The organism is Streptomyces muensis (genome assembly GCF_021474425.1).
Classification (GTDB): Bacteria; Actinomycetota; Actinomycetes; order Streptomycetales; family Streptomycetaceae; genus Streptomyces; species Streptomyces muensis.
Genome location: NZ_JAKEIP010000246.1, coordinates 1 through 12,341, shown reverse-complemented (window position 1 = coordinate 12,341; position 12,341 = coordinate 1). Strand labels below are relative to the sequence as shown.

At 71.9% G+C, this 12,341-nt stretch carries 12 protein-coding genes and 1 pseudogene; 8 read left to right on the top strand and 5 right to left on the bottom strand.

The annotated features are described in order from the left end of the window. Positions 1-172: pseudogene (locus tag L0P92_RS35690) on the top strand (spermidine synthase-like protein); the annotation flags it as partial. Here L0P92_RS35690 and L0P92_RS35685 read toward each other — a convergent pair. After that, on the bottom strand, positions 134-1,462 hold the full coding sequence (locus L0P92_RS35685) for an MFS transporter (protein ID WP_234767208.1): 1,329 nt from the start codon (positions 1,460-1,462) through the stop codon (positions 134-136). The pseudogene L0P92_RS35690 and the gene L0P92_RS35685 overlap by 39 nt on opposite strands. 150 nt (positions 1,463-1,612) lie before the next feature. On the opposite strand from L0P92_RS35685, the gene L0P92_RS35680 reads away from it, so the two are divergent. Continuing rightward, complete coding sequence (locus L0P92_RS35680; RefSeq protein ID WP_234767207.1) at positions 1,613-2,065, top strand: DUF4442 domain-containing protein; 453 nt, start codon at positions 1,613-1,615, stop codon at positions 2,063-2,065. 93 nt (positions 2,066-2,158) lie between these two features. On the opposite strand, the gene galU is transcribed toward L0P92_RS35680, so the two are convergent. Then, positions 2,159-3,145, bottom strand: coding sequence for a UTP--glucose-1-phosphate uridylyltransferase GalU (galU, locus tag L0P92_RS35675; RefSeq protein ID WP_234767206.1), 987 nt, complete (start codon positions 3,143-3,145; stop codon positions 2,159-2,161). Between the two features lie 562 nt (positions 3,146-3,707). Here galU and L0P92_RS35670 point away from each other — a divergent pair. The 3 genes from L0P92_RS35670 to L0P92_RS35660 all read left to right on the top strand — a co-directional run bounded on the left by L0P92_RS35670 (position 3,708) and on the right by L0P92_RS35660 (position 7,683). Continuing rightward, complete coding sequence (locus L0P92_RS35670; protein WP_372497386.1) at positions 3,708-5,348, top strand: RICIN domain-containing protein; 1,641 nt, start codon at positions 3,708-3,710, stop codon at positions 5,346-5,348. Positions 5,349-5,408: 60 nt separating this feature from the next. Next, positions 5,409-6,965: a carboxylesterase/lipase family protein gene (locus L0P92_RS35665; protein WP_234767205.1), complete on the top strand. Its 1,557-nt coding sequence runs from the start codon at positions 5,409-5,411 to the stop codon at positions 6,963-6,965. A gap of 73 nt (positions 6,966-7,038) precedes the next feature. After that, the gene (locus L0P92_RS35660; protein ID WP_234767204.1) at positions 7,039-7,683 is read left to right on the top strand and encodes a DedA family protein; all 645 of its coding nucleotides are present in this window, start codon (positions 7,039-7,041) and stop codon (positions 7,681-7,683) included. A gap of 71 nt (positions 7,684-7,754) precedes the next feature. Here L0P92_RS35660 and L0P92_RS35655 read toward each other — a convergent pair whose 3' ends face one another. After that, positions 7,755-8,285: a gamma carbonic anhydrase family protein gene (locus L0P92_RS35655; RefSeq protein WP_234767203.1), complete on the bottom strand. Its 531-nt coding sequence runs from the start codon at positions 8,283-8,285 to the stop codon at positions 7,755-7,757. Between the two features lie 110 nt (positions 8,286-8,395). Between L0P92_RS35655 and L0P92_RS35650 the strand changes: the two genes are divergently transcribed. Further along, positions 8,396-9,193: an acyltransferase gene (locus tag L0P92_RS35650; protein ID WP_234767202.1), complete on the top strand. Its 798-nt coding sequence runs from the start codon at positions 8,396-8,398 to the stop codon at positions 9,191-9,193. Position 9,194: 1 nt separating this feature from the next. On the opposite strand, the gene L0P92_RS35645 is transcribed toward L0P92_RS35650, so the two are convergent. Then, a complete protein-coding gene (locus tag L0P92_RS35645) occupies positions 9,195-10,052 on the bottom strand; it encodes a DMT family transporter (RefSeq protein WP_234767201.1) in 858 nt (285 codons plus the stop codon). A gap of 105 nt (positions 10,053-10,157) precedes the next feature. On the opposite strand from L0P92_RS35645, the gene L0P92_RS35640 reads away from it, so the two are divergent. After that, positions 10,158-10,730, top strand: a complete 573-nt coding sequence (locus L0P92_RS35640; RefSeq protein WP_234767200.1) for a helix-turn-helix domain-containing protein — start codon at positions 10,158-10,160, stop codon at positions 10,728-10,730. A 43-nt stretch (positions 10,731-10,773) separates the two neighbouring features. Beyond that, positions 10,774-11,331, top strand: coding sequence for a YbaK/EbsC family protein (locus tag L0P92_RS35635; protein WP_234767199.1), 558 nt, complete (start codon positions 10,774-10,776; stop codon positions 11,329-11,331). A 13-nt stretch (positions 11,332-11,344) separates the two neighbouring features. Here the strand turns inward: L0P92_RS35635 and L0P92_RS35630 are convergent. Further along, a partial coding sequence (locus tag L0P92_RS35630; protein WP_234767198.1) for a cation diffusion facilitator family transporter occupies positions 11,345-12,341 on the bottom strand: 997 nt, incomplete at its 5' end.

The following is a 12,341-nucleotide window of genomic DNA, read 5'->3' as shown; positions in this document are numbered from 1 at the left end:
ACAGCCCCTCGACACCGCCACCCTGACCCGTCTCACCGCCTCCGACGCCTTCCCCGCCCGCGTCGAACAGGGCCTCGCCCTGAGGCAGTTCATCGGATCCGCACGACCGGTCAGGGACGAGGACGCCGTACCGTCACCCGAGCCCCCCGACGGGGCGTTCAGTATCGGCTGAGTCGGGTCGAGGCCGGTGGTCACCGGTTTCGGGTCGGGCACCGGCCGTCACCGGTTTGGTGTGGCGGCGTAGGTTTCGTACGTCCGGTACGCACAGGACCGCCGCGGTGACGATCACGACGAGGGCGGCGCAGCCCCAGAGGGCGGGTGTGCGGCCGAAGGCCGTCTCGGCCGGGCCGGCCAGGGCCGTGGCGAGGGGGACCAGGGCGACCGAGCCGAACCAGTCGTAGGCACAGACGCGGGAGAGTTTCTCCTCGGGTATCTCCTGGTGGAGTGCGGTCATCCAGGAGACGCCGAAGACCTCCAGGGTCACGCCGGTGAGGAACATGACCGCGCACAGGACGGTGACCGGTACCGGTACGGCGAGGGCGGCGGAGGGAAGGGCGAGGGGGAAGACGCACAGGGTGCCGGCGAGGAGGAGGCGGCGTGGCTTCCAGCGGGTCATGAGCAGGGCGCCGGCGACCGTACCCGCCCCGAAGAAGCCCAGGGCCAGGCCCCACGGGCCCGCACCACCCAGGTGGTCCCGGGCGACGAGAGGGCCGTAGACAGCGTCGGCCGCCGCGACGACCGCGTTGGCGATCGAGAACTGGACGACCACGCCCCACAGCCAGGGCCGCCCCGCGAACTCCCGCCAGCCCTCGCGCAGATCGGCGAGCATGCCACCGCCCGGCGTACGCGCCGGAACGTGACTCACGTCGAGGAACGCGCGCAGCGAACCGGCGACCGCGAACGCCGCCGCGTCCGCCGCCAGCACCCAGCCGGGTCCGATCGCGGCCACCATGGCACCGCCGAGCGCAGCGCCGCCGACGGCCGCCCCCTGCATCGCCATCCGGAACACGGCGAAGGCCCGGCTCGCCTGCTCCCCCCGGACCGACGACAGCAGCATCCCCTCGGCCGCCGGACTGAAGAACGCCTGCCCGGTGCCGCCGAGGGCCGTCAGCAGCATCATCTGCCACAGCCGGGCCTCCCCGGTCAGCACGAGCACGGCGAAGGCGGCCTGCGAGAGGCAGTTGAGGGCGTTGGCCGCGACCATCACGCGGTGCCGTGGAAGGCGGTCCGCCACGGCGCCGCCGATCAGCAGGAAGAGCACCAGAGGCAGAGTGCGGGACGCGGCCACGAGCCCCACGTCACCGCCGTCGCCGCCCGCCTCCAGCACCGCGAACGCCGCGGCGATCAGCGCACCGTGGCTGCCGAGGTTCGTGACGAACGCGGAGGCGGTCAGCAGGCTGTAGTTGCGGCCCGCCCAGGAGGGGCGGCGGGAAGGGCGCAGGAGGTCGGCGGCGGAGGTCACCGGCCGACTATCGCCGCCCGGCTCTCGATTTGCCAAGTGAATTGCAGGTCACCCGCCCGACGCGGCCTGCGACCTTCCGCCCGGAGAGGCGGTACGACGCTCGTCACACGGCCCTGTTCCCAGCCCCTACTCGTGGGTAACATGGCCGCCATGAGCGCAGACCAGATGTCCATCGGCGAGATGCTCGCCGCCACCGTGCCCATGGCCCGGACCCTCAACCTCCAGTTCCTGGAGACCACGCCCGAGAAGGCCGTGGTGGCCCTGCCGGACCAGAGCGAGTACCACAACCACGTGGGCGGCCCGCACGCCGGCGCGATGTTCACGCTCGGCGAGTCCGCCAGCGGCGCGATCGTGCTGGCCGCGTTCGGCGACCAGCTCTCGCGCGCCGTGCCGCTCGCCGTCAGCGCCGAGATCTCCTACAAGAAGCTCGCCATGGGCGCCGTCACGGCCACCGCCACGCTGGGCCGCCCTGCCGCCGACGTCGTCGCCCAGCTGGACGCGGGGGAGCGGCCCGAGTTCCCGGTGGCGATCGAGATCCAGCGCGGGGACGGGGCCGTCACCGGTGAGATGACCGTCGTCTGGACCCTGCGGCCGAACAGCTGAGCCGGTCGTACCGAGGCGAGCAGGGACCCCATGCCCACACGGGGTCCCTGCGCCTCAGTCCCTGCAGTCCCTGAGCCTTCATGCCGTGAGCGCTCAGGCGGCGAGCCTGTTCCGCTCGCGCCCGCCGTCCTCCAGCCCCGCCACGAACTCCCGCAGCCAGGCCACGAACTCCGGCCCCAGGTCCGCCCGGTCGCACGCCAGCCGCACCACCGTGCGCAGGTAGTCCGCCTTGTCGCCGGTGTCGTAACGCAGGCCGTCGAACACGACTCCATGGACCGTTCCGCCCGCCGCGAGTTCCTGAAGGGCGTCGGTCAGCTGGATCTCGCCGCCGCGCCCGGGCGGGGTGCGGTCCAGGATGCCGAAGACGGCCGGGTCGAGGACATAGCGGCCGATGACCGCGTAGCGGCTCGGCGCGTCCTCGCGCGACGGCTTCTCCACCAGGCCGGTGACCCGGACGACGCCGTCTTCGCCCGATGGTTCGACGGCCGCGCAGCCATAGAGGTGGATCTGCTCCGGGGGCACCTCCATCAGGGCGACCACGCTGCCCTCGTGGCGGTCGCGCACCTCCAGCATCCGGCTGAGCAGGGTCTCGCGCGGGTCGATGAGGTCGTCGCCGAGGAGGACGGCGAACGGCTGGTCGCCGACGTGATGGCGGGCACACAGCACCGCGTGGCCGAGGCCGAGCGGGTCGCCCTGGCGGATGTGGTGGATGTCGGCGAGCCGGGCCGGGTCGCGCACCGCGTCCAGCCGTACGGAGTCGCCCTTGGCCGCGAGCGCCTGCTCCAGTTCGAAGGCCTGGTCGAAGTGGTCCTCGATGGCCCGCTTGTGCCGACCGGTGATCATCAGCACGTCGTCGAGACCGGCCGCCGCGGCCTCCTCGACGACGTACTGGATGGCCGGCTTGTCGACGACCGGCAGCATCTCCTTGGGCGTCGCCTTCGTCGCGGGCAGGAACCGCGTGCCGAGACCCGCGGCCGGGACGACCGCTTTGCGGACCGTGTGGGCCGTGCGGACCTTGCGGGCTGTGCGGACCCCTTCGGGGGCGGAATCCGGCGTGGGTGTCGTGTGGGGGACGATCATGCGGCTCATGGTGGGGTACGGGGATGAGAGGACGCCGAGAGAAACCTCGGAGCTTGCTGTGCGGTATGCGGAGTTGAAGATTCCGTGGACCAACCGTCTTTGCCTGCACACAACTTGAGGCTTGACTCGGCGGCGATTTCGAATGCCGGTGCGGATACCGCCGGTAACTTTTCTGAATTTCTCGCTTTTTGAACGTTGGTCACTCGAACTTCTTGTTTCCTGTGCGTCGCTTGTGCGAAAGTGAGCGGCCCCGATAGCCGGTCCAGACCCGACGCGGCTTAGGTATGCACCAATCAAGCACCTGCTTTCCGATGGACGCGCATTCCCCTTGCCGTCCTGCGGCTGGGAAGGAAATGGTTCAGTGCAATCCCCTTACCCCCCACGACCGCCGTACCCGCCACGGCCCGGGGTGAGCCCCGGAGAGTCCGACCGCGATCTCGTCGCGAGCCTCGGCGAAGCCGGCGCGAACGCCCGTGCCGTCGCCCTGCTGATGGCCCGGCACTGGCGCGCCGCCCACGACTACGCCGCCATCTGCCTGGTCTCCACGGAGAGTTCCGCCGCCATGGTGGCCGCCGCCGCGTTCCACCGCGTGCTCGGCCGGCCCGTCGCCGGCGCGCTGCGCCCCCAACTCCTCGCCGCCGTACGGGACCTGGTGAAGGAGTGGGCGGCCGACGACGGTATTTCCGCCCTGCTGCCGGAACTCGCCAAACCGACCGGAGGACGCGGACTGCGGGCCGCACGGCCCGTGACGCCCGAAAGGCGGCAAATCGCCGAGCGGGCATTCCGGGCGCTGCCGGGAGCCTCGCAATGCCTCCTCTGGCACACCGAGGTCGAAGCCGAACCGATAACCATACCCGCTGGTCTGCTGGGCGTGGACGGGGGCACCGCTTCGGCGGCGCTGGAAGGAGTCCGCGAGCAATTCCGCACCGGCTGCGTCCGCGCCCACCGCGAACTCGCGCCCACCCGGGAATGCCGCTACTACAACCGCCTCCTCGACGTCCCCATTCGCCGGGGCGGCGCCCTGCTGCCCGATGTCCAGCAGCATCTGACGGGCTGCCGCTACTGCCGGCAGGCCGCCGAGCAGCTCAGCCATTTCGAGGGCGGACTGGAAGTGCTGCTCGCCGAAACCGTGCTCGGCTGGGGCGCCCGGCGCTATCTCGACTCCCGGCCTGGCCGGGGCGGCCCGGGCTCGACGGCGTGCGACCGCAGAAGACGCGGCGGACGGCACCGCCCGGAGCGGCTCGACCTGCCGCGCGGACGCGCGAAAGCCGTCGCCGTGGGGGTCGGCCTGACCTCCCTCGCCCTGCTCGTCACGGTCCTCACCGCCAAGGGCTGGACCGAGGAGAACGGCGTCCCCGGCCCGCACGCCACCTGGGGCGCGCCCAGCGGCAGGACCGTCCACCCGGGCACCGTGTCCCCGCCCTCGTCCGGCGGATCACCGTCGGCCGCCTCGGCGGAGGAGCCCGTCGAGATCGCCCAGGGCAGACTCCGCAACCTCGACCGCGGCCTGTGCCTGGACCTCCACGACAACGAGGTCCGCAGCGGCGCGAAGGCCGAGCTGGCGCGGTGCTCGTCCGCCGTGTCCCAGCAGTGGTCGTACCGGGACAACGGCCTGCTGCGCAGCGCCGCCCACCCCACCCTCTGCCTGGACGCCGACGCCGACGAACGCACGGTCGTCCTGGCGAACTGCCTCGCGCACGCCGGCGAGGTGCGCTACGACCTCACCGTCCACGGCGAGCTCCTGCCCCGCGGATCCGACGACCTCGCGGTCGCGTCCGGCAAGGACGAGAGCGTGGTGGTCGACGAGCGGGACGGATCCGAGGCACAGCGCTGGATGCTCGACGGCGGACTCGCGGACGTACCCGAGGAGAGTCCCGAGAACAAGCTCCAGCAGGAGAAGCCGCCGGAGGGACGGGACACCGAGCCCGAGGGACGGGACACCACGCCCGAGGCACCCGAGTCCGAATCGCCCGACGGCGTCGTCCCCGAACCCCAGAAGGAGGAGCCGGCCGCACCGGAGGAGGACCCGCAGTCCTCGTACGAGGCGCGGTACGTCCAGGACGAACCCGGCGACGGAACCGGGCCCGCCACCCCGGTCGACACCGTGGTGGCCCTCCCCGCGGAGGTGCCGGCCGCCACCTCCAGGGCCATCGGCACCGTCATTCAGCCGTTTCTCGCCCACGACATTGACACGAGTCACTGACGTTCATAGTTTTCCCGCCGCGCCACTGGTGTCCCATGCTCACGACGCGGAGGTGGACCCGTGAAACGTCGTATGTCCGTCGCACTGATGGCCCTCGCGGCCGCGCTCCTCACCCCAGTCCCCGCGCAGGCCGACGACGACCCCGTCGTCCGCACCACCGCGGGCTGGGTGCGAGGCGAGACCACTGCCGAGGGACGCCAGTTCCTCGGCATCCCCTACGCCGAGCCACCCGTCGGCGAACTCCGCTGGAAGGAGCCGCGCCCGGTCCGGCCCTGGCAAGGCGTGCGTTCGGCGGGGGACTTCGGCAACAAGTGTGTGCAGGGGGCGGGTTGGGACCCCGGCTATGAGCAGCCCAGCCATACCGAGGACTGTCTCGACCTCAACGTGTACGCCCCCGAGGGTGCCGACCGCCGCGCGGTCCTGGTCTGGCTGCACGGCGGAGGGCTCACCGCCGGGGCCGGACAGGACATCGTCCCCGACACCTTCGCGAGGCGGACCGGAACCGTCGTCGTGACCGTCAACTACCGCCTCGGCGCGATGGGCTTCCTCGCCACGGCAGGGCTGGACGCCGAGGCGCGCGACGGGGTCTCCGGCAACTTCGGCATGCTCGACCAGCAGGCCGCGCTGCGCTGGGTGCGGGCCAACATCGGCCGCTTCGGCGGCGACCCGGGCCGTGTGACCGTCGCGGGCGAGTCGGCGGGCGGCCGCTCGGTCTGCACCCAGCTGGCCTCGCCGACGGCGAAGGGGCTGCTGCGGGCGGGGATCATCCAGAGCGGGGCGTACGGCGACTGCGCTGCCCGTCCGCACGGGACGGCCGTGTCGCAGGGCGCCGCCTTCGCGGAGAAGCTCGGCTGCGCCGACCTGGACTGTCTGCGCGCCAAGCCGGCCGCCGAGATCCTCGCCGCGCAGGGCGGCTTCGAGTGGGCGCCGGTGGCAGGGGGCGCCTTCCTTCCCCGGCAGCCGAAGGACGCGTTCGAGCGCGGGGCCGCGGCCGGGGTGCCGGTCATGAACGGGGCCAACCAGGACGAGGGCCGGCTGTTCGCCTTCGCCCGGTTCGACGTGAACGGCACACCGCTCACCGCCGACCAGTACCCCACGGTCATGCGGACGGACTTCGGCGACGAGGCGCTCGCGCGCTACCCTCTCCCGTCCTATCCGTCCCCGACCATCGCCTACGCCACCGCACAGGGCGACCAGCTCTTCGCCTGTCCGGCCCTGCGCCTGGACGGCACGCTCGCCGGACGCGGCAAGGTCTACGCGTACGAGTTCGCCGACCGCACGTCCCCGCCCTTCGCCTCCCTGCGCAACCTGGGCACGGACTTCGACTTCGGCGCGACCCACGTCAACGAGCTCCAGTACCTCTTCAAGCACTTCGGCCTGGAATCACCCCTGAACGCCGAGCAGCGGACGCTGTCCCGGCAGATGGTCCAGTACTGGGGTTCCTTCGTCCGCGACGGCGTGCCGCGCGCCGCCGGACAGCCCGCGATGCCGGCCCGGCCCGGGACGGTACTGGCCCTGCGCACCGCCTCCGCCGACGGAAATGTGCTGAGCACCACCGTGCACCGTGAGCACCAGTGCAACCTGTGGGACGCCGGGACCGTCACACAGAACGGGTAGGCTTCCCCGGCGCACGCTCACAGCCGAGCGTGCGCCGGGAACACAGGGTGCAGGACAGCGAGAGGAAGCGGCGTTGCACGTCCAGGAATGGCTCGAAACGGTGCCCCCGCTCGCCATCTATCTGCTGGTCGGCGTGGTCATCGGTCTGGAGAGCCTGGGCATCCCGCTGCCCGGCGAGATCATTCTGGTCTCCTCGGCGCTGCTCGCCTCACAGCACGGTGACATCGACCCCTTCGTGCTCGGCGCCTGCGCCAGCGCGGGAGCGATCATCGGCGACTCGATCGGCTACGCCATCGGCCGCAAGGGCGGCCGCCCCCTGCTGGCCTGGCTGGGCGGGAAATTCCCCAAGCACTTCAGCGAGGGCCACATCGCCACGGCCGAGCGGTCCTTCCAGAAGTGGGGCATGTGGGCCGTCTTCTTCGGCCGCTTCGTCGCCCTCCTGCGCATCTTCGCCGGCCCCCTCGCGGGCGTCCTGCGGATGCCGTACTGGAAGTTCCTCATCGCCAACGTCTTCGGCGGCATCCTCTGGGCGGGCGGCACGACCGCGGTCATCTACTACGTCGGAGTGGTCGCCGAATCCTGGCTGAAGCGCTTCTCCTGGCTGGGCCTGGTGGCAGCGGTCCTGATCGGCCTGACCTCCATGCTGATCATCAAGCGCAAGGCAAAGAAGGCCCAGCCGGCACAGCCGGAGCCAGAACCTGTTCCCGCCGGGGACTGAGACGCCCCGTCTTTAGGGGCGCGGGGAACTGCGCGCCCAGCCACATCCGGCCCGCAGCCCGCGTACGACCCTTACGCCCCGTGCTCGTCCCGGTGAGCCTTCGCCAACTCGGCATACATGGTCCCGTTGAGCGTCACGCCCTGCCGCTCTTCCTCGCTCAGCTGCCGCTTGACCTTCGCAGGTACTCCCGCGACAAGTGACCCGGGCGGCACCTGCATCCCTTGCGGCACCAACGCCTGCGCGGCGACCAAGGATCCCGCCCCGATGGCGGCCCCGTTCAACACGGTCGCCCCCATCCCGATGAGGCAGTCGTCCCCCACGGTCGCCCCATGCACGACGGCGTTGTGCCCAACCGACACCCGCTCCCCGATACTCACCGGAAACCCGGGATCGGCATGCAGCGTGCAGTTGTCCTGGATGTTCGACTGAGCCCCGACCGAGATCCGCTCCACATCACCCCGCACCACCGCCCCGTACCAGACACTCGCCCCCGCCCCGAGCGTCACGTCCCCGATCACCGTGGACGTGGGCGCCACGAAAGCCTCCCCGTCGATCTTCGGCTCTCTCCCACCGATGCCCTTGATCAGCGCCTTGTGCGTCATCACCGTCTCCCGTCGTCCGCGGTACACCGGAACGCTACCGCCACCCGGTAGGGCGAAGATCACAGGCCCCGCACCTCATAAGGGCGCCGCACGGTAAGTACGGTGAGCCCGTGCCGAAGCGCAAGAACACGTTCTCATCCTGGCGACGCCGACTGGCGCAACGCGCCGTCCACGCGGGCTGGGCCTGGCTGCAGCGCACGGGTTCGGTGACGGCCGACAGCCCGGGCCGCTTCCGTTTCGGCTCGATCGGCGAAGCCACCCGCCTGGCCTTCCCGCTCGGCACCGTCTTCGGCGAACCCTGGATCCACCTCGGCTCGCACTGCATCGTCGGCGAGCAGGTGACGCTGACCGCGGGTCTGATGCCCGACCTGGACCTCGGCCCGGAGCCGATCCTGCGCATAGGGGACGGGGTGGTGCTGGGCCGCGGCAGCCATGTCATCGCCGACACGACGGTCACCATCGGCAGCGACTGCTATTTCGGGCCGTACGTCTACGTCACGTCCACCAACCACTCGTACGACGACCCGCACGAGCCCATCGGCAAGCAGTGGCCGCGGATGGAGCCGGTCGAGATCGGCCCGGGGTGCTGGATCGGCACCGGGGCCGTGATCCTGCCGGGCGCGCGGATCGGGCGGAACGTCGTGGTGGCGGCCGGTGCGGTGGTCCGGGGCACGGTGCCCGACCACGCGGTCGTGGCGGGGGCGCCCGCCCGTGTCGTACGGCGCTGGACGGCCGACGACGGCTGGCAGCCGCCGCTGCGGACGCCCGCGCCGGTGCCGATACCCGACGGGATCACACCGGGGCAGCTCCAGGCACTGGCCGAGCTGGACGAGGAGACGGTGGCGAAGCTGGCGGAGCTGGACGGCAAGGCGGCCGCCGACCTCGCCGAAGTGGAAGTGGAGTCCTGAGTCAGCCGGTGGCCAGCAGCAGCGTGCCCACCAGCGCGAGCCCCGCGCCAGCCGCCTGCACCGGCTGGAGCCGTTCCCGCAGGAACCCTCGCGCGGCCAGGGCGGTCACCACGGGGTAGAGCGACGCGAGCACGGCGGCCACGGTGACCGGGCCGTGCTGGGCGGCGACGACATAGGTGCCGTTCGCCGCGACGTCGGCGAGGCCGACGAAGGCGAGCGCCGGCAGCGAACGCCAGGGGAAGGTGCCGTCCGGGAGGGCGGTGCCGCCGCGCCGGACGGAGGCGTACAGCGCGAGACCGCCGGCCAGCACGTTGACCACGCGTTGTACGAAGAGCGCCAGGAACAGGCCGGTGAGGGTGGACGACGCCTCCGCGATCAGCGCGAACACCGTGCCGAAGCCGAAGGCCGCGACCAGCGTCAGCAGGATCGCCTGCCGCTGCACGGGCGCGCCCCGCAGCTGCGGTCCGCCCGCGAGCACCACGCCCAGCACGGCGACGGCGATCCCCGCGACCTGCACGAGGCCGGGCCGCTCGCCCAGGAAGAGGCCCACTCCGACCGGGACGGCGACGCCCACGGTGCCGAGCGGGGAGACCACGCCCATGGGGCCCAGCGCGAGCGCCTTGTAGAAGCAGAGCAGGGCGACCGGGCCGACCGCGCCGGCGGCGACCGCGAACCAGAGCTGCGGGCCGGCCTCGCTCCAGCCGCCCGTGGTCACCACGATCGTGCCGAGCACGGTCGCCGCGATGGCCTGCGAGACGACGACCACCGTGAGTGCCGGGGTGCGTCGGGTCAGCAGTCCGCCGCCGAAGTCGGCCAGTCCCCACAGCAGGCTGGTGGCCAGGGCGAAGAGTGCTGTCACGGGGGGGCCTCGCAGTACAGTTCGGTGCACGATAGGGTTCACCGCACAGTAGTGCAGTCAGGTAAACCCTGTCATCCAGAATATTGGACTCCGTAAGGGCGGAATGTGTCGGACCTCGACCTGCTGACCCAGTCCCTGGCGCGCAACGTCAAGCGCTGGCGCACCGAGCGCGGCTTCACTCTGGACGCGCTCGCCGCGCGTGCCGGGGTCAGCCGCGGCATGCTCATCCAGATCGAACAGGCCCGCACCAACCCCAGCCTCGGCACCGTCGTCAAGATCGGCGACGCGCTCGGCGTCAGCATCACGACACTCCTCGACTACGAGCAGGGCCCCAAGGTGCGCGTCGTCCCGCCCGAGCAGGTGGTCCGGCTGTGGCACACCGACGCGGGCAGCTACAGCAAGCTCCTCGCCGGCACGGAGGCGCCCGGCCCGCTGGAGATGTGGGGCTGGAAACTGATGCCGGGCGAGAACAGCGGCTCCGACCCGCACCCCGTCGGCACCGTCGAGATCGCCCATGTCACGGCCGGGGAACTGACCCTGACCGTCGAGGGCGTGGAGTACCGCGTCCCGGCCGGCTCCAGCGTCACCTTCGAGGCCAACGCCCCGCACATCTACGCCAATCAGGGCGACGTCCCGATGGAGATGACCCTGACGGTCTCGGTCCCGCTCGTGCACTGAGACGCCCCGGTCACGGCCTCCGCGGCCCTGTTAGCGTGCGCTCATGGACGCACCCATCGGACACTTCGACACCGCCACGCCCGCTCCCGACTGCCTCGACGAACTCACCCGCCCGGTCGCCGACGCCGTACGCGGCTGGCACGGCAGCGTCCCCGCCGAGCAGATCGTCTACGTCGAGACCGATCCGCAGTGGGCCGACACCGCGGTCTTCGTCGAGCACTACGGACAGGAACTGCTCGAACAGTCCGCGAACTGCGTGGTCGTCGCCGGCAAGCGCGGCGGCGAGACCACGCTGGCCGCGTGCATCGTGCTCTCCACCACCCGGGTCGACGTGAACGGCGTCGTGCGCCGTCAACTCGGCGCCCGCAAGGCGTCGTTCGCCTCGATGGACACGGCGACCGGCGAGACCGGCATGGAGTACGGCGGCATCACCCCGATCGGACTGCCCGAGGGCTGGCCGGTGCTGGTGGACTCGGCCGTCGTCGACCTGCCGTACGTGCTGGTCGGCAGCGGGCGCCGGCGCGGCAAGCTGCTGGTGCCGGGGAAGGCGTTCGCGGAGCTGCCGGGGGCCGTCGTACTGGAGGGGCTCGGCGTCGTCTGACGCCCGCACCGGCTCAGGCCGCGGAGTGGTGGGCCAGGGCGAGATGCGGATCCGCCTCGCCCGGCACCGGTGCCGGATCGGCGTGCACCAGGGCCGCGGTGAGCCGGGGGACGGCGTGCAGCAGGGCGTGTTCGGCGTCGACGGCGATGGCGTGCGCCTCGCGTACCGTCGCCTCCCCGTCCACGACCACCGCCACCTCGGCGCGCAGCCGGTGCCCGATCCAGCGCATCCGCAACTCGCCCACCTCGCGCACCCCCGAGACCTCCCGCAGCGCCCGCTCGGCCCGGTCCACCAGGGCGGGGTCCACGGCGTCCATCACTCGCCGGAACACCTCACGCGCCGCGTCCCGCAGCACCAGCACGATCGCCGCCGTGATCGCCAACCCCACGATCGGGTCGGCGAGTTGCCACCCCAGCGCCGCACCGCCGGCGCTCAACAGCACGGCCAGTGAGGTGAATCCGTCCGTACGGGCGTGCAGACCGTCCGCGACGAGCGCGGCCGAGCCGATCGCGCGGCCGACCCGGATCCGGTAGCGGGCCACCCACTCGTTGCCGGCGAACCCGACCAGCGCCGCCACCGCCACGGCCGGGATCTGCTGCACGGGGCGCGGGTCCAGGAGCCGGTCGACGGCCGTCCACGCCGCGAAGGCCGCGGACGCGGCGATCGTCAGCACGATGACGATGCCCGCGAGGTCCTCGGCGCGTCCGTAGCCGTAGGTGAAGCGGCGCGTCGCCGCGCGTCTGCCCAGCACGAAGGCGATCCCCAGCGGTACGGCGGTCAGCGCGTCGGCGGTGTTGTGCACCGTGTCGCCGAGCAGCGCCACCGAACCGGAGGCGACCACCACGACCGCCTGCGCGAGCGCCGTCAGCCCGAGCACGGCCAGGGAGACCCACAGGGCGCGCATGCCACGGGCCGAGGACTCCAGGGCGGAGTCGAGCTTGTCGGCCGTCTCGTGGGAGTGGGGTTTGAGGAGGTGGGCGAGGCGGTGGCGGAGGCCGGCGGGGGAGTGG